The 19,342-nt window shown below is 60.8% G+C and carries 15 protein-coding genes and 1 tRNA gene; 7 read left to right on the top strand and 9 right to left on the bottom strand.

What is annotated here, in order from left to right; all coding sequences use genetic code 11:
• Together VSX42_RS02695 and VSX42_RS02690 are read right to left on the bottom strand one after the other, a co-directional pair.
• Positions 1 to 82, bottom strand: a tRNA-Tyr gene (locus VSX42_RS02695).
• A gap of 154 nt (positions 83 to 236) precedes the next feature.
• Positions 237 to 647 (bottom strand): hypothetical protein, encoded by a 411-nt coding sequence (locus VSX42_RS02690; protein WP_326502850.1) that lies wholly within the window; start codon positions 645 to 647, stop codon positions 237 to 239.
• A gap of 179 nt (positions 648 to 826) precedes the next feature.
• Here VSX42_RS02690 and VSX42_RS02685 point away from each other — a divergent pair, with 179 nt between their 5' ends.
• Positions 827 to 1,318, top strand: coding sequence for a YajQ family cyclic di-GMP-binding protein (locus VSX42_RS02685; protein WP_237184942.1), 492 nt, complete (start codon positions 827 to 829; stop codon positions 1,316 to 1,318).
• Between the two features lie 125 nt (positions 1,319 to 1,443).
• Here VSX42_RS02685 and htpX read toward each other — a convergent pair whose 3' ends face one another.
• Both htpX and VSX42_RS02675 read right to left on the bottom strand, forming a co-directional pair.
• Entirely contained in the window at positions 1,444 to 2,337 is an 894-nt protein-coding gene (gene htpX / locus VSX42_RS02680; protein WP_237184944.1) for a zinc metalloprotease HtpX, read from the bottom strand.
• Between the two features lie 131 nt (positions 2,338 to 2,468).
• Positions 2,469 to 4,862: a sigma-70 family RNA polymerase sigma factor gene (locus tag VSX42_RS02675; RefSeq protein WP_326502849.1), complete on the bottom strand. Its 2,394-nt coding sequence runs from the start codon at positions 4,860 to 4,862 to the stop codon at positions 2,469 to 2,471.
• A 963-nt stretch (positions 4,863 to 5,825) separates the two neighbouring features.
• Between VSX42_RS02675 and VSX42_RS02670 the strand changes: the two genes are divergently transcribed.
• Together VSX42_RS02670 and VSX42_RS02665 are read left to right on the top strand one after the other, a co-directional pair.
• Positions 5,826 to 6,374 carry a Fur family transcriptional regulator gene (locus VSX42_RS02670; protein WP_418950761.1) on the top strand — a complete coding sequence of 183 codons (549 nt, stop codon included), beginning with the start codon at positions 5,826 to 5,828 and terminating at the stop codon, positions 6,372 to 6,374.
• A gap of 86 nt (positions 6,375 to 6,460) precedes the next feature.
• Positions 6,461 to 7,963, top strand: a complete 1,503-nt coding sequence (locus VSX42_RS02665) for a catalase (RefSeq protein WP_326502847.1) — start codon at positions 6,461 to 6,463, stop codon at positions 7,961 to 7,963.
• A gap of 152 nt (positions 7,964 to 8,115) precedes the next feature.
• On the opposite strand, the gene VSX42_RS02660 is transcribed toward VSX42_RS02665, so the two are convergent.
• A complete protein-coding gene (locus VSX42_RS02660; protein WP_326502846.1) occupies positions 8,116 to 10,572 on the bottom strand; it encodes an MMPL family transporter in 2,457 nt (818 codons plus the stop codon).
• Positions 10,573 to 10,600: 28 nt separating this feature from the next.
• Positions 10,601 to 11,908 carry an SseB family protein gene (locus VSX42_RS02655; protein ID WP_326502845.1) on the bottom strand — a complete coding sequence of 436 codons (1,308 nt, stop codon included), beginning with the start codon at positions 11,906 to 11,908 and terminating at the stop codon, positions 10,601 to 10,603.
• Positions 11,909 to 12,153: 245 nt separating this feature from the next.
• Here VSX42_RS02655 and VSX42_RS02650 point away from each other — a divergent pair, with 245 nt between their 5' ends.
• Both VSX42_RS02650 and rarD read left to right on the top strand, forming a co-directional pair.
• On the top strand, positions 12,154 to 13,545 hold the full coding sequence (locus tag VSX42_RS02650; RefSeq protein ID WP_326502844.1) for a DUF6882 domain-containing protein: 1,392 nt from the start codon (positions 12,154 to 12,156) through the stop codon (positions 13,543 to 13,545).
• 148 nt (positions 13,546 to 13,693) lie between these two features.
• Positions 13,694 to 14,668, top strand: a complete 975-nt coding sequence (rarD, locus tag VSX42_RS02645; protein ID WP_326502843.1) for an EamA family transporter RarD — start codon at positions 13,694 to 13,696, stop codon at positions 14,666 to 14,668.
• A 93-nt stretch (positions 14,669 to 14,761) separates the two neighbouring features.
• On the opposite strand, the gene VSX42_RS02640 is transcribed toward rarD, so the two are convergent.
• The 3 genes from VSX42_RS02640 to VSX42_RS02630 all read right to left on the bottom strand — a co-directional run bounded on the left by VSX42_RS02640 (position 14,762) and on the right by VSX42_RS02630 (position 17,263).
• Entirely contained in the window at positions 14,762 to 15,523 is a 762-nt protein-coding gene (locus VSX42_RS02640) for an amino acid ABC transporter ATP-binding protein (RefSeq protein ID WP_326502842.1), read from the bottom strand.
• Between the two features lie 30 nt (positions 15,524 to 15,553).
• Positions 15,554 to 16,348, bottom strand: coding sequence for an amino acid ABC transporter permease (locus tag VSX42_RS02635; RefSeq protein ID WP_326502841.1), 795 nt, complete (start codon positions 16,346 to 16,348; stop codon positions 15,554 to 15,556).
• A gap of 144 nt (positions 16,349 to 16,492) precedes the next feature.
• Positions 16,493 to 17,263, bottom strand: a complete 771-nt coding sequence (locus VSX42_RS02630) for an ABC transporter substrate-binding protein (RefSeq protein WP_326502840.1) — start codon at positions 17,261 to 17,263, stop codon at positions 16,493 to 16,495.
• A gap of 99 nt (positions 17,264 to 17,362) precedes the next feature.
• Between VSX42_RS02630 and VSX42_RS02625 the strand changes: the two genes are divergently transcribed.
• Positions 17,363 to 18,121 carry a demethylmenaquinone methyltransferase gene (locus tag VSX42_RS02625; protein ID WP_418950757.1) on the top strand — a complete coding sequence of 253 codons (759 nt, stop codon included), beginning with the start codon at positions 17,363 to 17,365 and terminating at the stop codon, positions 18,119 to 18,121.
• 99 nt (positions 18,122 to 18,220) lie between these two features.
• Positions 18,221 to 19,261 (top strand): polyprenyl synthetase family protein, encoded by a 1,041-nt coding sequence (locus tag VSX42_RS02620; RefSeq protein WP_326503003.1) that lies wholly within the window; start codon positions 18,221 to 18,223, stop codon positions 19,259 to 19,261.
• Positions 19,262 to 19,342: the final 81 nt, after the last annotated feature.

Below are 19,342 nucleotides of genomic sequence, written 5' to 3'. Positions count from 1 at the left end.
TGGCAGATGAGGGATTTGAACCCCCGTAGGCAATGCCAGCTGATTTACAGTCAGCCCCCTTTGGCCGCTCGGGTAATCTGCCGTATTCAATTTCTTGAATGTGTTCGTTTGAGCGAACAGTAGAATACTTTACACACTTTTAGGCAGCTTGCCAAACCAAAAGTAGCTTTTGTTGCAAAGACCACTTAAGCGGGCCGACCGGCGCGCTATGGGAGCGGACGCCGGTCGGGGCCATATTAGTTAGACGCAGAGCTTGCCACCAGGGCTTCTTGCTCTAGCAGGAGCGATATTTCAAGGTTTTCTAGGTAGGCATAAGCCTGATCGGGGGTGCACATGCCACCGCGAATTTCGCGGGAGAGGTTCTCTTTCACGCCCTCAAATCTGGCGACTAAATCAGCATCGTGCAGGGTTTGACCTAGCCCGCGGGCAAAATCTGGGGCCCGTTCGACTTCAGGCAAGCCGCCGCCCGCCGGGGCAGTTGCATCGGCGGCAGTCAAGCCGTCTGCCACTAAATCTGCAAGGAGAGCCTCGTAGGCTCGCTGCATGGTCTCCTCAGTTACAGCTAGTACCTGGTGCGCTGCCGGAGTGGTTCCTGAGCCGGGCTGTACGCCGGCTGCAGCGTGAGCAGCTGTTTTCTTTTCAGCCATAGCTTCATCCTCCCAAACCAAGATGAACTTTAGCTGAGAATGGTGTCACAGTTTCATAACGATTGCGATAACCTGCATAGCCCCCGCAAAACAGGGTACCTTTGTAGGTAAGCGCCCCTCACCCGCTAGCGGTCTACAGGGGCACGGTCACCTATCTACAAGCAAAGAGGTAAGCACCCGTGGCAAGCGATTCATCATTCGACGTTGTTTCAAAGGTCGACAAGCAGGAAGTTTCTAACGCCCTCAACCAGGCCCAGAAGGAAGTAGCCCAGCGCTACGACTTCCGCGGTGTCGGCGCTGAAATTGATTTCTCCGGCGAAAAAATCCTGATTAAGGCCAACTCCGAGGAGCGCGCCCTGGCCGTGCTCGATGTCTTCCAGTCCAAGCTGGTCAAGCGCGGCATCTCGCTCAAGTCCCTGGATTCCGGCGATCCCTACGCTTCGGGCAAGGAATACCGCATTGAGTCCTCTATCAAGGAGGGTATCGCCCAGGACCAGGCCAAGAAAATCTCTAAACTCATTCGCGAAGAGGGCCCCAAGTCGGTCAAGGCCACCATTCAGGGCGATGAGCTGCGCGTAACCTCCAAGTCCCGCGATGACCTGCAGGACGTCATTGCCCTCCTCAAGGGCGCCGACCTTGAGGTTGACCTGCAGTTCGTCAACTACCGCTAGGCACCTGCCCCATAGGGGCGTCCGCACCTAGGTATAAAGCTCCCCACCTGCCCGGGCAGGTGGGGAGCTCTTCTTTAACCTGTTCAGATTTGTACGGTCAACTTTCAGTCAGCGTGACCTGAAGTCTAGAGCTGCCCGTTCTGACGAGCCATGTTTTCCAGGCGGGCGATACGGTCAGCCATGGGCGGGTGGGTGGCCATCAGGTTCTTAATCGAACCGCCGCCGCGGAAGGGGTTAGCAATCATCATGGAGGCAGCGCCTGCGGTCTGGCGGTTCTCGGGGTTCATGGGGTAGCGTGACACCCCGTTTTCCAGCTTGTGCAGGGCGGACGCCAGCGCCAGCGGGTCGCCGGTGAGGCGGGCGCCGTCCTCGTCGGCATCGTATTCGCGGGTGCGGCTAATGGCCATCTGCATGACGGCCGAGGCCAGAGGCGCTAGGAAGGCGATAAGCAGGGTGAAGATGAGGCCGCCACCGCGGTTTTCTTCGCGGTTGCCGCCAAACATGGCACCGAAGGTAGCGAACTGGGCGATAGTACCGATGACGGAGGCGATAGCGGCAGCAATTGAACCGGTCAGAATATCGCGGTTGTAAACGTGCATGAGCTCATGACCAATCACACCGCGCATCTCGCGCTCGTCCAGCAGCTGCAGAATACCCTCGGTGCAGCAGACCGCGGCGTTCTGGGGGTTACGGCCGGTAGCGAAGGCGTTAGGGGTCATGGTCGGGGCAACGTAGAGCTTGGGCATGGGCTGGTTGGCCTTAGCTGAGAGCTCTTCAACGATGGCGTAGAGGCCGGGAATCTGCTCACGGGTCACGGGGTAGGCGTTCATGGAGCGGATAGCGAGCTTGTCGGAATTCCAGTAGGTGTAGGCGACCGTACCTACACCAATCAGGCCGAAGAGCACAATAAAGATTGAGCTTCGGGTGAAGTAGGCCAGGCCTGCGCCAATGAGGAGCAGGAAACCTACCATCGACCCCAAGAGCAGGGCTGTTTTGAGGCCGTTGTTATGGCTGTGCATGAAAGTCCTTTCGTCGGGGTCTTGATTTCTAGGTTAGATACCCAAGCTGAGATAGTGCCCGGTGTTCCGCTAGAGGCTTTAGAAAAACGCCCACCGAGCCCCCTTGTGCGGGGCCGGTAGGCGTTTCTTACCTAGTAGCAGGTGATGTCTTGAATTCGGCTGATGCCAAAGTAGCTCTCAAGCACGTAGGTGGCATAGGGCGATTCGATGATGATGGGGGGCAGGTAGGTTCCAAATCCTGAGGGGAATTCAGCACCTTCAGAGTCAGTGACCAGGAAGGTGATGATACACATACGGTTGTCACCAACGGGGTGCCCAATGGTATCCCAGGGAGTATTAGCGATGAACTCGTAGTACTCCGGAGTACCCACCCAGTCCAGGGGCCCCAAAATCTCAGGGATTCCCGTATCGGGGTCCACAGGGTCGACAGGCACAACCGGGTCAACCGGGGACTTGGGCTCAACCGGGTCGATAGGATCAGCAGGATCAACCGGGTCGACGGGAACCTCAGGGTCAACGGGCTCAACGGGGACCTCAGGGTCAACAGGTTCAACGGGAACCTCAGGGTCAACAGGTTCAACGGGAACCTCAGGGTCAACAGGTTCAACGGGAACCTCAGGGTCAACAGGTTCAACGGGGACCTCAGGGTCAACGGGAACTTCCGGATCGACAGGCTCAACCGGGTCGACAGGCTCTACGGGAACTTCGGGCTCAACCGGGTCTACGGGAACCTCAGGATCCACAGGTTCAACAGGGACCTCAGGGTCAACGGGCTCAACAGGAACCTCGGGGTCCACAGGTTCAACAGGGACCTCGGGGTCAACGGGGTCAACGGGGTCTACGGGGACCTCAGGATCGACAGGTTCAACGGGAACTTCCGGGTCAACAGGGTCTACGGGAACTTCCGGGTCCACAGGTTCAACAGGAACCTCGGGGTCAACTGGCTCGACCGGGTCTACGGGAACTTCCGGGTCCACAGGCTGCTCGGGAGCAATCGGAGTCTCAGGTTCTGCCGGAGGGGTTGGCTCAGAGGGAGCAACCGGCTCCGCAGGAGCCTCAGGGGCTACCGGCTCGGCAGGAGCTTCCGGCTGCGAGGGAACAGCAGGGGCTTCGGGAGCAGCAGGTAGCTCAGGGGCAGGATCCGGAGGAACCTGCGCAGAAACAGGCTCAGTCAGAGACGCTGTAGCATTTTCAGAAGTGGTAGGAGCACTCGCACTAGATGCAGCAGACTCAGCGGCCCTGTTCCTTGAAGCAGAACTACCGTCGGACGAGGCAGCAGCAAGCGACTGCGCAACAGGAGCTTCCGGCGCCACCGCATTGGCCAGAGAACTTGAAGAGGCAGCACTGCTAGAGCTGTTGCTGCCCTGGCCAGCTGAGGGCCCGTTAACGGCTACGGACGAGCGCAAGGTTTCGGCGGTCATGCCGCTAGAGACGCTCTGGGGCTCGTTCACCAGGCTATCGGTAACGCCTGAAGTATCATCGCTCGGCTGGGCTTTAGGGGTCTGCAGCTGGGAGTCTGCGCTGATAACCGCTGACCCGGTCGAAGAATTATTGACCAGGGCCATGCCACCGGCCACAGCACCGATAGCGGTCACGACCGCAGCGGCACCTGCCAGGGCCTGGCTGCCGGGCGTCCAGCGTCCGCCCCCAAAACCTGAGAAAAGGCCGCCCTGGGCACCGGCCCCAGCGGCAGCGCCACCAGCCACACCACCGGCAAGGAAGGGCAGAAGCACCTTGGAACCGTCGGTGATAACGGGCACCAGGCCCGCCAGCACGGGGAAAACCCAAACACGCATGGACTTGTTGATACCGGCCAGGGTCAGGTATTCCGAGGTGCAGTAGGAGCACACCGACAGGTGCAGGCGCAGAGCTTCACTACGCTTCTTAGTCAGGGAGCCACGCACCATAGAGCTCAGGTGGGGTGAGTACTGGGCACATTCGTCGGTCTTCGGCGCATTCTGGTGAGCCCGCAGGAAGCCTTCGCGCAGGCTCTCACGGGCGCGGGTAGCCAGGGCCGAGACGGCGTTGGCAGAAAGATTCATGGTCTGGGCGACTTCGCGGGGCTTCCTATCTTCAACCTCGGTCATCCAGAGCACGGTCTGCCAGCGTTCCGGCAGGCCGGTGAAGGCGCTGATGAGCTCATCTGATTCGTGTAATTTCAAGACGGTTTCGTCCAGCGAGCCCATGGATTCCAGGTGCTCTTCTTCGCTGGGCACTTCTTTTTGGGCAATCAGGCCATTTTCTGCCGCCAGGTGGGCAATAGTAGTAGCCAGGTAGCCCCCCATAAAGGTTCGGGGGCCCTTACCGTTCTTGAGGGCCTGAAGCACACGCACAAAGGCTTCGGAGACGATGTCTTCTGAGAGGGTGTTGTTAGAGGTGTGCTTATAAGCGATGGCGCGAGCCATCGACACGTAACGTTCATACAGAACGCCGAACGAATCAAGCTTGCCTTCGCGGACGTCCGAGAGCAGCAGCTCGTCGGTGGGGCCGCCAGTAGCTGGTTGCGCGGTGTTGTGTGATTGCATGAAAATCCCTGGGTTTATGCGAGTTACCCCTAGTTAGAGTGGTGGGGCATTCTATTAGTCTATCGGGATTATGCCCTGTGTGCAGTAGTTTGTGGAAAGAACAACAACGGCCCGGCCCCTATGCGGTGATAGGGGGCCGGGCCGTGTTGTCCCTAGCGGTAAAGCGGTGCGAGCCTCTCTACCCTCTGTTGGTGGCAGCAGCTCCCCCTTCCCTGGAGGTGCCGCCTGCCGGTGGTGAGTGTGTAGCTTGTGTGCCACCACCCACGAACAGCGTTGGCACTTTGCGTTTCAGTGCCTGCGAAAGCATCTGAAGTGTATTGGGTTGTATGTGTTTGCCCTGGCACAGAACCCGCGAACGGCCCTGTGCGGTGGCTATTTCCTGTGTGTGGTGGGCAGAGCCGCTCGATAAGTTCCAGCAGCGGCGGCTCTGCACCTTAACACATCACAGTGTTGGCTCCTTGGGCGCCGGGGCGTTTTCCCCTAGTCCCGGCGAGGTGCCGTTGTGCTCGTCGAATCCCCACGATTGACGGGCACGATTTATTCCCTTGTTCCCCGCCCTGCTTCCCATAGCAGTTTGGGGGTGGTGTGCCACCGAGCCGATCATGAAAACCGGTAGGCACACCCGACAGTTTTGCGCTGTCATAGATAAAGAGCCGTTTAGGCCCGTTTCATGACGCGAAAACAGGAAGTTTTTTAAAAAACTTTTTCAGACCCCCCCAAATACACCTTTGACAAGCACTTTTGCCCCTCAAAGTTTTTTAAAAGTTTGAAGCTCTACGCCGGGCAAAGCCGCCGCATCGCTCGCAATAGGTAGGTGCGGACGTCCTCCCTCCTTTCCACGCAGAGCCAACTGGGTGCCCCTACTGGACTACCTTACCCAAGGTTCAACCCAGGCATTCTTGAGGGGCTACCCAGCCTTACCTTATTGTGAAAGATTCAAAATAAGGATATTATGGTGACATGATGTCAACAACAAGCACCCTCGGAGCAAACGGCTGCAGCCACATCCCCGGCAGCACCGAAACCCCCGCCAGCGCTCACCAAGAAGCCTGGTCAGCCCAGCTCCGAGCCAAGGGCCGCCGCGTCACCAAGCAGCGCCTCGCCGTGCTTGCCGCTGTACACGATAACCCCCACTCCACCGCAGACGCCGTGGTCACGGCCGTCCGCCAGGAGCTGCCGGGCATCACCGTGCAGTCGGTCTACGTCGTCCTTGCCGACCTCACCGACATCAATATGCTCCGCAAGTTCGAACCACCGGGATCAGCAGGGCTCTACGAGACCCGCACCGGCGACAACCACCACCACGCCTACTGCATCCGCTGCGGCAAGGTCGAAGACGTGGACTGCGCCATCGGGGCCGCCCCCTGCCTGACCCCCAGCGATTTTCACGGCATGGCTCTTCTCAGCGCCGATGTGCTCTACCGAGGCATCTGCGCCGACTGCCAAAACGCCGACGAAAAAGAAGTGGCCCTCGCCCAGCAGGCAGCCGTCAACCAGGCACTAGCCAGCTAGGGCAGAGCGTCATCACCCTCTGCCTGCCTACTAGAACCGCCCCTAGAGACAGGCAGAAAACAACCCCACACAGGAAAGTAGGAAAAATGAACAACCCGATTAAGCCCGGTTCATTTACCACCACCACCCAGGGTGCCCCCGTTGCCTCAGACAACGACTCCCTGACCGTAGGTGCCGACGGCCCCATCGTCCTGCACGACGCCTACACCGTTGAGAAGCTCGCCCAGTTCAACCGCGAGCGCGTCCCCGAGCGCGTCGTGCACGCCAAGGGCACCGGCGCCTTCGGTATCTTTGAGACCACCGAAGATGTCTCCAAGTACACCCGTGCAGCCCTCTTCCAGCCCGGTGTATCCACCGAGATGCTGATTCGTTTCTCCACCGTTGCCGGTGAGCAGGGTTCACCCGACACCTGGCGCGACCCCCGCGGTTTTGCGGTCAAGTTCTACACCACCGAGGGCAACTACGACCTGGTCGGTAACAACACCCCCGTCTTCTTCATCCGCGACGCCATCAAGTTCCCCGACTTCATCCACTCCCAGAAGCGTCTACCCGGAAACGGCCTGCGCAACAACGACATGCAGTGGGACTTCTGGAGCCTGCGCACCGAGTCAGCCCACCAGGTAACCTGGCTCATGGGTGACCGCGGCATCCCCGCTACCCTGCGCCACATGGATGGCTTCGGTTCACATACCTACCAGTGGATCAACGCCGAAGGTGAGCGTTTCTGGGTCAAGTACCACTTCAAGACCGACCAGGGCAACGACTTCCTGACCGGTGCTGATGCTGAGCGTATCGCTGGCGAAAACGCTGACTACCACCGTCAGGACCTCTACGAGGCTATCGAGCGCGGCGAGTTCCCCTCATGGACTCTCTACGTTCAGGTCATGCCCTACGAGGACGCCAAGACCTACCGCTTCAACCCCTTCGACCTGACCAAGGTCTGGCCCCACGCTGACTACCCCCTGATCAAGGTGGGTAAGATGACCCTGAACAAGAACCCCGAGAACTTCTTCGCTCAGATTGAGCAGGCTACCTTCTCACCCTCCAACTTCGTTCCGGGTATCGCAGCTTCCCCCGACAAGATGCTGCTGGGCCGTATCTTCTCCTACCCCGATGCGCACCGCTACCGTGTGGGCACCAACTTCGCTGACCTGCCCGTCAACTACGCGAAGAACGCTGAAGTGAACAACTACAGCCAGGACGGCGCTATGCGCTACACCTTCAACAGCCCCGATACCCCCGTCTACGCCCCCAACACCTTCGGTGGCCCCCACGCTGACGCTGCCCGCGCCGGTGAGGGTTCTTGGGAAGCTGATGGCGCCCTGGTTCGTGCTGCTGCCACCCTGCACGCTGAGGACGATGACTTCGGCCAGGCACGCACCCTCTACGCCGATGTCATGGACGATGCCGCTAAGGCCCGTCTGGTTGAGAACATCGCGGGTCACGTTGGCGCTGTTGTCTCTGACGAGATTCGTGAGCGTGCCTTCAAGTACTGGGATTCAGTCCACGAAGAGCTGGGCGCCCGCGTGCGTGAAGCCTACAAGCACAACAACGAGAAGAGCAACGAGCCCACTCCCCAGACCGCCTAAGGTCTGCGGCAAAGCCTAGCTTTTCGCAAGAAAGCCGCCCCCGGCGTCCTGATGATCAAGGACGCCGGGGGCGGCTTTATGTGTTGCGGGCAAGTGTGGCGGGTCCCTGAGCTGTGCTGTATGTGATGCTGTGCTGTATTGGGCAGCGCGCCTTATTCGGCGATGTGCTTGGGGGCGTCTTCTTCGTCGCGTTCCTTCTTCTCAAAGGGCCACCACCAGGCGGCTTCGCCCAGCAGGTACATGGTGGCCGGGATGAAGGTGGTGCGGATCAGGAAGGCGTCCATAGCAACGCCCAGAGCTAGGGCGAAGCCGATGGGGCGCACGGCGGTGAGGTGGGAGAAGATGAAGCCGGCGAAAACGGCGACCATGATGACGCCGCAGGCGGTCACAACGGCCCCGCCCTGCTTGTAGCCCAGTACAACGGCGTCGCCTGCCGAGTGGCCCTGACGGTGGGCATCTCGCATGCCCGAGACGATGAAGATTTGGTAGTCCACCGAGAGGCCGAAAAGGATGCCGATCAGCAGGATGGGCAGGAAGGCCAGGATGGGGCCGGGCTGGGTGACGCCGAAGACGTCGGCGAGCCAGCCCCACTGGTAGACGGCGACGACGGCGCCGAAGGAGGCCAGGGTGGAGAGCAGGAAGCCGATGGTGGCCATGACCGGCACGATGATGGAGCGGAAGACAAAGGCCATGAGCACCAGGCAGAGGGCAATCACGACCCCGAGGTAGAGCGGGATAGAGCTTGAGATTCGCTCTGAAATCTCGATGTTAGCCACGGTAGAGCCGGTCAGGCCGATGGTGGTTGCGGTGGCTTTTTCGGTGGCTTCTAGCTTGTCGTTCATGGAGTGAACGGTGGCGAGGGTGCTGTCTGCTGAGGGGCCTTCGGTGGGGAAGAAGGCCAGGATGGCGGTGGCGTTGTCGTCACTGGTAGCGACGATGGCAACGCTTTCAATTTTGTTGTTTTTGAGGCGGTCGGCCACGTCGAGGGCTACGTCACGCAGGCGGGCTTCGTCGCCGGGGACGGTGAGGGTCAGGCCCGCGATGATGGGCCCATTGACGCCTTCGCCGAACTTTTCGGAGATAGTCTGGTAGGCCTGGTAGGAGGTTGAGTCGGTGGCCTGGTAGGAACCATCAGGCAGGCCCAGGCGGAGGGAGGTGGTGGGAATGATGGCCAGTACCAGCACGGCTACCGCTACGAAGGTCATGGCGAAGGGGTGGCGGGTGACGAAGCCGCCCCAGCCCTTGTAGGCGGCTTCGATTTCGGCGAAGGCTTCGCGGCGGTTGCGGGGTACCTGGATTTCCTGGGTGCGGGCCAGGTTGAGCTGGGTGAGTTCTTCCCGCTGGGCGCGGGTCAGCAGGCGGGTGCCCAGCAGGCTCAGGACGGCCGGTACCAGGGTCAGGGAGGAAGCCACGACCAGGGCTACGGCGAAGGCCCCGGCAAAGCCCATGATGGCCAGGAAGGGCAGGCCGGTGAGGCAGAGGGCTGAGAGGGCGATGATGTTGGTCATGCCAGCGAAGAGCACGGAGTGGCCCGCGGTTGAGTTGGCGGTGCCTACCGCATCGAGCACGTCGGCGCCGTCGCGCAGTTCTTCGCGGAAGCGGTAGAGAATCAGCAGGGCATAATCGATGCCGACGCCCAGGCCCAGCATGAGGGCGAGGACGGGGTCGGTTGCGGTCATGCCGATAAAGGCGGTGCTGGTGTAGACCAGGGCAACGGCGGTACCGGCTCCAATCAGGGCAAGCACCAGGGGTAGACCGGCAGCTACGACCGTACCCAGGGTAATCAGCAGGACGATAAAGGCCACGACCAGGCCAATGATTTCTGAGATGCCAAAGACGTCACTGACGTCCTGGTCGAGCTCGTAGCTGTAGTTGACGGTCAGGCCGGTGTCTTTGAGCGTATCAAAGGTGCTAAAGACTTCTTCCCGTACCGAGGTGGGTAGGGAGTTGGTGTCCTGGTTGAAGGCAATATTGACGATGGCTGCGGTGCCGTCTTCGCTCACCATGTTGGCATCGGCTGCCGCGTCAAGCTCACACTGGGCGGCATCGACCTTATCCTGGTTCGCGCGCAGGGTGGTGCGGGCTTCGGCCAGGGCGGCTTCCTGGGTTGCCAGATCGGGGGCAAGAGCGGCGATTTCTTCGGCGCTCAGGCCCTCAGGAAGGGCCGCTTTGGCGGCGTCCAGCTGGGCCTGGCCCTCATCAATCTGTGCCTTGGCTTGGGCTAGCTGGGCTTTAGCGTCCTCAAGCTGCACGGACGCCTGGGTCACGGCGTCCGCCGCTACAAAGGGGTCGAGGGAGCCAGCAACCTCGGGCAGCTGGTCAATTGTGGTGACGGCCTGGGCGATAGCCTGCTTCTGGGTGTCGTTGAAGCCGCTCTCGGCCTCTAGTACCACGTAGCCGCTGGAGATACCGTTGTCGGGAATCTTAGCCTGGAGGTCTTCGCGTACCGCCTCAAAGGAGGCCCCCGGCATGGTGTAGCTGGCGGTTGCGCCGCGGGCTAGAGTCAGTGCCCCCACACCGGCAAGGATCAGAAGCACCAGCCACAGCACAATAGTGGCGCGGGCATGACGAGCCGCGGTAAGGCCGAGCGTGCGCAGGGCACCGGTCATGGGGAACTCCTGGGTAAGAGGCGGGGGTTTACTGTGATTCTACTACTGAAATGAGCTGGCGGACCTGTTCCATGGGGAGAGTGGCGTGGGGGGCCAGGGCATTGATACGCACAGAGCTGCTCGTGCCGGCGGCGAGAAGCTTCAGGACGTCCAGGGCCGGGGCGCTTCGCACCACTAGGGTGGGGTCGAGGGCAGCGACCTCGGCAGAGGTGGTAAAGACCAGGGCGACGTTCTCTTCGCTCTCGTCGTCCTTCTTGAGCATGACGGGGCGGCCTGCAGAATCGTCAACCCGCACCCCCAGCAGCAGAACCGAGGCAGGTGCGGTCAGCGCCATGAGCAGATCGTGCATATTTTCTTCGAGCAAAGCCCGCTGGGCAGGCATGTTGTGGGGAGATCCCAGCACCCACTGAATCTGGGCCTTTTCGATGAAGCATTCGTGGTCGCTACCGGGGTCAAGCACCAGCACGTCGATGCTGTCGTCGTGGGCCACCTGCATGAAAACCTTCATGGCGTGTTCTACCACCAGGCGGGGGTTAGGTTCGTTCAGCACCTGGGTCGAATAGGCCTGGGCCGGTTCTGTTGCCGTGTAGGCGGTCAGGGCCCGCATACCGTTGGCCAGGCGGAGTACCTGGTAGTTGAGCTGGGGGGTGCCCTCGGGTGTGAGGGTGCTCTGGGAGATATCCATAATAAGATTGCCGCCCTGGGCGGTACGGACGACGTTCGCCAAGGACTGCTCGCTTCTGGCAGCTGCGAAGCCCGCCAGGGCCTCGGTCAGGTAGCGGTTAACGGGGCCTACCGGCAGGCCCCCTTCCCCACCGGGCTCAGCAAAACCTGCGCCCCGGCGTCCTGCCAGACGCACAGCGGCCCAGTCAGGCACATGCTCGGGGTCACGGGGGAAAAGCTCAAAGTGGGCGCGGATATCGCGGGCACTCAGGCGGCCCTCGCCCTTCCAGTCCACCGGCTCGTGGGCACGGTCGTAGGAGGCCCCGATCTGGTACTGGGGCTCAGGCCAGTTGCTGGCGGTAATCACCACAGAAGCGGTGAACCAGGTGCCTTCCCCCTCAACAAAAGAGGCATGCTGCAGCTGTTCGATAGCGGGCAGTACCGGGCTATCTGACTTCACCGGGCCCACGGTACCCACATAGTCCTGCTCATCGCGTGATTCGGTAATACGCACAAAAACGGTCTCAGACAGGGGCTTGATATCGAGCACCAGCTCATTCCAGCCGGGTTCAACCTTGACCGTACCCAGCATCCAGCTACCGATAGCGTTCAGGGCATCTTGCACCATAGCGGGGCGTTCAATCTCGGTGTAACGGGGCGAAGAGGGCGACATACTGTTCCTGAAGGTTTGGGCGAAGCAAAACCCTGCGCGGCGCTACACGGGTAGCAGGGCCACAGGGTGCGAGTTATCTCCCCTATTAAACCAAGAAACTACCCGCACCGGGGCAGAGTACACCGCCCTTCTCGCTGGGTGATCCACCCCCAGTTGCGGGGAGGTAGCTGAATATATCAGAAATTCAAGCTCTTACCGCGGCAAAAAGGTGCGGGAGCACCGCAAGAGTTGCTAGCCTTGACCGTATGACTACTACACTGCAGGATCTGATTGACGATTCAATCTTTATCTCCACCGAGTACCAGGCCCGTCTTGCTGAAATCAGCGGCGGCGCAGAATGGACGGTGGACTTCTCTGCACCGTCATTCACCCTCCAGTCTGATGCTTCCGTAAGCCTCACCCCCTACCTGCTGGGCACCGAATCTGAGAACCGCGGTTCCTGGATCTGGTCCTGGCAGGAGCTCGGTCACTTCCCCGACCGCGTCGTTTCGGCAGCAATCCAGGCGCGTGAAGGCGGAGCGAAGCACAGCATCTCTGAGCTCACCACCGACGAGCTCCCCCTCGACTCGGGCCTAGCCCGCAAGCTGACCTTGGCTTCCAAGGCCCTGACCGGCATCTACGCCCACTACCCTGTAACCGCCGGTGCGGGCGTCCGCGCTTGGATTCTGCTCGATGGCAGCCAGCTTGAACTTGAGGCCCCCACCGTTAACCGCATGGGCCAGGTCATGGCCCAGGCCCTGCAGACCGGCACCGCCGTGAACCACCTGCGCGCCGTAGACTCCTACGCCAAGCTGCGCGGTGCCCACATTGCCTGGGACACCGAGGCAACCGCCGTCATCACCGCATCGGACGGCGCCCTGCGCCTCTGGTTCGACAACGGCAAGATTTCGGGTATCGAGGCCGCTGAGCCCCAGGCTGGAGCCGACGAGCTGGCTCGCATGGCGCAGACTGCCCGTGACCTGCGCGAACAGCTGGCTGCTGAGCGTCAAGGCATCGAAGCTGTAGCAGCCCAGGAGGCCGCTACCCAGGTCGCGGCCCGCGAAGAGGCTAACCGCCTGGCAGCTGAAGAAGCTGCCCGTGAGGACGAGGCCCGCGCCGAAGCCGCCCGCGCAGCCGAGGCTGAAGCCCTGGCCGCTGAACAGGCCGCCATCGAAGCTCGCGAGGCTGAGATCGCTGCCGCTGAAGAGCGCGCCGCAGCTGAAGCCGCTGAGGCCGAGCGTCTCGAGAAGGAACACGCTGCAGAGGCTGCCCGTGAGGAAGAGGTCGAAGGTACCATCACCACCGACCGCGTCTACCCCAACGCAGAGCAGCCCTACGACCGCGATCCTGCCGAGGACGCCCGCCCCGGCCGCGTCACCACCAGCGCTATCGCCGATGAAGATATCGTGCGCGATGAGCCTGCCCAGGTAGAAGAGCCCGCAGCGGCTTCTATTGCCGCCGAGCAGGTTATCGAAGAAGCTGAGACCGAGCAGGCCCCTGCCGGTTACGAGCAGGTTGAAGAGCCTGCCCGCCCCGCCTCAGAGATTCGTCTGGCTGGCCAGGCCCCCGACCTTGAGGCTGAACGCGCAGAAGCTGCAACCAAGCCCAAGCCTAAGGAAGAAAAGAAGGGCTTCTTCAGCCGCTTCTTCGGCCTCTAGGCCCTCGCATAGAGCACCTGTCAGTGGCTACCCGGTATGCACCGGGTAGCCACTTTCTCGTAGCGCCACCGATTCACACTTGCTGTGGCCCCAGAGAAACTGCCACCTGATTGACCGCCCACACGATACCGAGAGAAGCACGAAGAATATGCCGGTGAAAACAGCCAAAAACGAGCAGGTAGCAGGCGGCCTCTACGCCTTTTTCTGCTACCTCATCTGGGGGCTCTTCCCCCTCTACTTCATGCTGACAGCACCAGCTACTCCCCTAGAGATCGTGGCTGGCCGGGTGCTCTTCTCGCTGGTCTTCTGTTTAGCCCTGCTACCGCTCACCCGGCAGGTCAAAAACCTGCTGGCAGTGCTAGGGAACCTGCGCCAGGTGGGCCTGCTACTGGTTGCCAGCCTGCTCATCTTCGGCAACTGGCTGCTCTATGTCATTGCCACCACCAGTAATAACGTCATGGAAGCCTCCCTGGGCTACTACATCAACCCCATTGTCTCGGTCGCCCTAGGCGTCGTCTTCCTGGGTGAGCGCCTGCGCCCCCTCCAGTGGGCCGGCATCGGTGTTGCTGCACTCGCGGTGCTGGTGATGGTGGTCTTCTACGGCTCAGTCCCCTGGCTGGGTCTGGGGCTGGCCTTCACTTTCGGTTTCTACGGGCTGGTCAAGAAACGAATCGGGGCAGTGCCTGCCCTGGTGTCTCTGACCATGGAGACCCTGCTCCTAACCCCGCTGGCAGCTGTACTGATGTGGTACTTTGCTCGCACCGGCCAGCTCACCCTCCTCGCAGAAGGCCCGGCCCACTTCTGGATTCTGGCTGCTAGCGGCGTACTCACCGCCGTCCCCCTGCTCCTCTTTGCCGGTGCCGCTGCCCGCATCCCGCTCTCTGTTCTGGGCATGGTGCAGTATGTTGGCCCCACCCTGCAATTCCTCCTTGCCCTGTTTGTAACCCAGGAGCACCTCTCAGCAGGGCGCTGGGCAGGCTTCATTCTAATTTGGGTAGCTGCCGCCTTCTTCATCACCGACTCCCTGCTCACCCAGCGCAGGGCACGACCCCGCAAGCCGTCCGCCGAGGTGCCCTCCCCCGACACCAACACAGGTATGCTGCCCCACATCAAAACTAGCTAGCTCCCTCTACGCCGACAGCCCAGATCCGCTTTGAACGGGTCTGGGCTGTCTTACCGCGTTGGTGCTACTGAGCCTAACTTACTGGGCCAAGCCTTACTGGGCGGTGGGGTTGAGCACGCGGGAGAGGAAGAGCTGGGTGCGTTCGTGCTGGGGATTGCCGATGACGGCGTCAGAGGGGCCCTCTTCGACGACCACGCCGCCGTCCATGAAGACCACGCGGTCAGCTACATCGCGGGCGAAAGCCATCTCGTGGGTTACCACGATCATGGTCATACCCTCGGCGGCGAGCTGGCGCATAATGGAGAGCACATCTCCCACAGTCTCAGGGTCCAGGGCGCTGGTGGGCTCGTCAAAGAGCATGAGGGCGGGGTTCATGGAGAGGGCACGGGCAATAGCGACGCGCTGCTGCTGGCCACCGGAGAGCTGGTCGGGGTGGCGGGCGGCCTTATCGGCCAGGCCTACCTTTTCGAGGTTGGCCAGGGCGATTTCTTTGGCTTCGGCTTTAGAGCGCTTGAGCACCTTGACCTGGGCAACGGTGCAGTTTTCCAGCACGGTCAGGTGGGGGAAGAGGTTGAACTGCTGAAAAACCATACCCACAGAGCGACGCATGGCGTCGATATCAACATCGGGGTCGGTCACTGAGTGACCGGCCACCTCGATGCTGCCGGAGTTAGGGGTTTCGAGCAGGTTGACGCAGCGAAGCAGGGTGGACTTACCCGAGCCCGAGGGGCCGATCAGGCAGACGACCTCGCCGGGAGCTACCGACATGTCGATGCCCTTGAGCACTTCGACGTCGCCGTAGGACTTATGCAGGTTGGTGATGGTGACGGACGCTGGTACGGTCTGAAGAGTCATGGCTGGTTCTTCCTGGGGTAGGTGGGTGCTTTACTTGCGGGAGCGGGCCTTGACGCGCTTTTCGAAGTGGCGGGCAAGGAAGCCCAGCGGGACGGTGATAATCAGGTAGCAGGCGCCTGCCAGGACGAGCGGGGTCAGGCCCGCGCCGGAACCCGAGATGCCCTCACGGCCGAACTTGGTCAGTTCGTATTGAGCCACCGACATACCGAGCAGGTAGACCAGGGAGGAATCCTTGGTGAGCAGGATAATCTCGTTGGTGAGCGGGGGCAGGACGATGCGGAAGGCCTGGGGAATAATGACGGTGACCATGGCGCGGGTGTGGCTCATGCCCAGCGACCGGGCTGCCTCGTACTGGCCTTTGGGCACAGCTTCCAGGCCGGCGCGCAGCACCTCACCGATGTAGGCGGCCGACACCATACCCAGGGCCAGCATGACGGTGACGTAGTTATTCAGGCGCAGGCCGAAGGCCAAGGGAATACCGTAACCAAAGGCGATAAAGACCAACAGCGCGGGTAGACCGCGGAAGAGCTCAATATAGAGGGAGGCTAGCCAGCGGTAGGGGGCAACCGATGAAATCTTCATCAGGGCCAGCAGAACACCGCCAGCCAGGCCCACCACGAAGCCTAATGCCGTGTAAATCAGGGTGTTCTTGAGGGCAACGGTGATGATGTTGGGGAACTGCTGGGCGATAATCTCGGGGTTAAAGGCCTTATCGCGCAAGGTAGCCCAGTCGGCAACGAGAATAACAACGAGTGCGATGATAGCCAGCAGGGCGTACTGGGCGTAGCGGGCGTAGGTTTGTTTCTGCCGGGTCGACAGTGCCATGGGTAGTCTTTTCCTTTTGTTTCCCCGGTTGCCCGGGCTCGTATCGGCGTAGAAGAGGGGTATACGGGTGAGGGGTAGGCTACGCCTGCGCTAGCCTACCCCCGTTGGTGAGCTTGGGTTTACGCTACTACCCGTTGTCCGTGGTTACTGGGATACGCCCAGGTATTTTTCGCGCAGGTCTGCCAGGCGGCCGTCCTCTTCCATCTTCTTGAGGGTCGCGTTGGCGGAGTCAAGCAGGGCGGTGTTCTCGGTAGCAACGGCACCAGCGATCTGCTCACCGGTCTCGATTTCCTGGACTACAGAAAGGGATGAGTCAGAGGTCAGCATTTCAGACAGCACGGTGATATTACCGACGATGGCATCGACCTGGCCGGTCTGTACTGCCTGCAGGAGCAGGCCGTTGTCTTCGTATTGGACGGTGTTAGCGCCGGCTTCCTGGGAGTACTTTTCACCGCTGGTAGCCTGCTGCACGCCGATGTTGCGGCCAGAGAGGTCAGCGTCGCTCTTGATGTCGGAGCCAGCGGGAACCAGGATGGCCAGGTTGTCATCGACGTAGGAGTCGGTGAAGTTCATGACGGTCTTGCGCTCATCGGTGATGGTGATGCCAGACAGAGCAATGTCGCACTGCTTGGAGGAAAGGGCTACACCGGACTGGATGCCCTCGAAGCTGGTGGTGAACATTTCGGCTTCGACGCCCAGGTCTGAGGCGATAGCTGCTGCGATATCGGCGTCCAGACCAACGATCTTGCCGTTTTCTTCGTATTCAAAAGGAGCGTAGGGAGGGTTGGTGCAGACGGTCAGTTTGCCCTCTGACATCAGGGAAACGCCTGACTCAGTGGTGGTGCCGGTGCTGGATGAGCCACAGGCGGTGAGCATCAGAGCAGCTGCGGCGAGAGCGAAGGGAGCCTTCTTCATGGTGTACCTCGTATCTAAAACTGTGTAGGTGCGATGTGCTTTGAGGTTTATTCTGCACGCCTATGCGTAAAAATGCAAACCCATGCATGAATATTCATTATGAATTTTTTACACACCCCCAAGGTGAGCTTTAAGCACAAACATGACAAAATAGGCAGGGTGAACCGAGCAGACCTTAACAAAAAGACCACCGACATCTCCTCCATGTTCGATCAGGTAGCCGAACGCTACGACCTGATGAACGGCATCATGTCGCTGGGCCAACACATCTACTGGCGCAAGCAGACCGTTGCTGCGGTCGACGCCCACCCCGGCCAGAAGGTCCTTGACGTCGCAGCCGGAACCGGCACCTCGTCCGAACCCTTCGCCGACGCCGGCGTTAAGGTCATCGCCGCCGATCTCTCCGAGGGCATGCTGGCCGTAGGCCGCCGCCGCCGCCCCGATATCGAGTTCGTACAGGCGGACGTCACCGCCCTCCCCTTTGCCGACGAAGAGTTTGACGCCGTCACCATGAGCTACGGCCTGCGCAACGTCGCTGACTACCCCCAGGCCCTGCGCGAACTCTACCGCGTGACCAAGCCCGGCGGACGCATCGTCATCAACGAGTTCTCCACCCCCACCTTCGCGCCCTTCCGCGCTATCTACCGCAACTACATCATGAAGCTGATTCCGCCGGTTGCTCGCAAGGTTTCTTCAAACCCCGAAAGCTACGAGTACCTGGCTGAGTCTATTCTTGCCTGGCCCGCCCAGGATGAGCTGGCCCGCCACTTCACCGACGCCGGCTGGCAGAACGTTCAGTACAAGAACCTGACCGGCGGCATTGTAGCCCTGCACCGCGCTTATAAGCCCGCGCAGTAAACCCGGTAGACTTACACCAGCAGCTTGCCGCGGCTCTGGGCCGCAGCCACCCACCGAAGAAATGTGAAAGACACCGTGACTGAACCCACCAGCTCCCCTATGAGCGTTGAAGCGCTCATGCCCGAAGCTGACTTCAACCTGCCCAAGGGGTTTGAACTCATTGCACAGGACGCTGAACTCGGCCCCAAGATTCTTGAGGCCCTTTCTGAGGTTGAGCAGCGCCTAGAACGTGCGGTTGCCCAGACCAACCACCTGGCAGATGTGGCATCCCGTCACTTGCTTTCTGCCGGTGGCAAGCGGGTACGCCCCCTGCTCACCCTGCTGGCAGCAGAGGCCGGTGGTGGCATCAACGACCGGGTCATCGACGCAGCTGTTGTCGTTGAACTAACCCACCTGGCTACCCTCTACCACGACGATGTCATGGACGACGCCCCCAAACGTCGCGGTGTAGATACCGCCCAGAACATCTGGGGCAACTCTGTCGCTATCTTGACCGGCGACCTCATCTTCTCCCGCGCTTCTCTGATTGTTTCCGAACTGGGTGGCCGCGCTCTAGCCGTTCAGGCTCAGACTTTTGAACGCCTGGTACTGGGTCAGCTCTTTGAGACCACCGGCCCCGAGAAAAACGAAGACATTCTCAGCCACTACATTAAGGTCATCGAGGGCAAGACCGGCTCCCTGATTGCAGCAGCGGGCTCCTATGGCACTATTCTGTCGGACTCCCCCGAGGCAACCGTGCAGATGCTGGCCCGCTACGGCGAGCTAGTAGGTGTAGCCTTCCAGCTGGCCGACGACGTCATCGACGTCACCAGCTCGGGGGTCGCCTCCGGCAAGACCCCCGGCACCGACCTGCGCGAGGGCGTCCCCACCCTGCCCACCATCCTGCTCGGCCGGGCTGCCGCAACCGGCGACCTTGAAGCCCAGCACGTCCAGCAGCTGATTCAGGGCGACCTCACCAGCGACGAAGCTCTAGCCGAAGCCGTTGCAGCCCTCTCGGCCCACCCGGTCACAGCAGAAGCATGGGAGATTGCCTACCAGTGGGCTGACGATGCTATTGCGGCCATCGAGCCCCTGCCTGACTCTGTGGTCAAGGAGGCCCTCAAATCCTTCGCTCACGCCGTCGTCCACCGCGACGCCTAGAGCTGCTCCCGGCGGGAAACCGCCGGGATTTTTTTACCCAATTTTCTATCCACTATTTGAGATTTATTTATCACTTACTAG

This window comes from Rothia nasimurium (assembly GCF_035916755.1).
GTDB lineage: Bacteria > Actinomycetota > Actinomycetes > Actinomycetales > Micrococcaceae > Rothia.
The sequence above is the reverse complement of the archived record's forward strand: the minus strand, read 5'-3'. Positions and strand labels throughout refer to the sequence as shown.

Bases quoted from the DNA above. Each gene is read 5' to 3' on its own strand.
- VSX42_RS02660 (WP_326502846.1), bottom strand. From the start codon at position 10,572: ATGACCGGTGCCCTGCGCACGCTCGGCCTTACCGCGGCTCGTCATGCC.
- rarD (WP_326502843.1), top strand. From the start codon at position 13,694: ATGCCGGTGAAAACAGCCAAAAACGAGCAGGTAGCAGGCGGCCTCTAC.
- VSX42_RS02635 (WP_326502841.1), bottom strand. From the start codon at position 16,348: ATGGCACTGTCGACCCGGCAGAAACAAACCTACGCCCGCTACGCCCAG.
- VSX42_RS02620 (WP_326503003.1), top strand. From the start codon at position 18,221: ATGAGCGTTGAAGCGCTCATGCCCGAAGCTGACTTCAACCTGCCCAAG.
- VSX42_RS02670 (WP_418950761.1), top strand. From the start codon at position 5,826: ATGTCAACAACAAGCACCCTCGGAGCAAACGGCTGCAGCCACATCCCC.
- htpX (WP_237184944.1), bottom strand. From the start codon at position 2,337: ATGCACAGCCATAACAACGGCCTCAAAACAGCCCTGCTCTTGGGGTCG.
- VSX42_RS02650 (WP_326502844.1), top strand. From the start codon at position 12,154: ATGACTACTACACTGCAGGATCTGATTGACGATTCAATCTTTATCTCC.
- VSX42_RS02690 (WP_326502850.1), bottom strand. From the start codon at position 647: ATGGCTGAAAAGAAAACAGCTGCTCACGCTGCAGCCGGCGTACAGCCC.
- VSX42_RS02675 (WP_326502849.1), bottom strand. From the start codon at position 4,862: ATGCAATCACACAACACCGCGCAACCAGCTACTGGCGGCCCCACCGAC.
- VSX42_RS02655 (WP_326502845.1), bottom strand. From the start codon at position 11,908: ATGTCGCCCTCTTCGCCCCGTTACACCGAGATTGAACGCCCCGCTATG.
- VSX42_RS02665 (WP_326502847.1), top strand. From the start codon at position 6,461: ATGAACAACCCGATTAAGCCCGGTTCATTTACCACCACCACCCAGGGT.
- VSX42_RS02625 (WP_418950757.1), top strand. From the start codon at position 17,363: ATGAATTTTTTACACACCCCCAAGGTGAGCTTTAAGCACAAACATGAC.
- VSX42_RS02630 (WP_326502840.1), bottom strand. From the start codon at position 17,263: ATGAAGAAGGCTCCCTTCGCTCTCGCCGCAGCTGCTCTGATGCTCACC.
- VSX42_RS02640 (WP_326502842.1), bottom strand. From the start codon at position 15,523: ATGACTCTTCAGACCGTACCAGCGTCCGTCACCATCACCAACCTGCAT.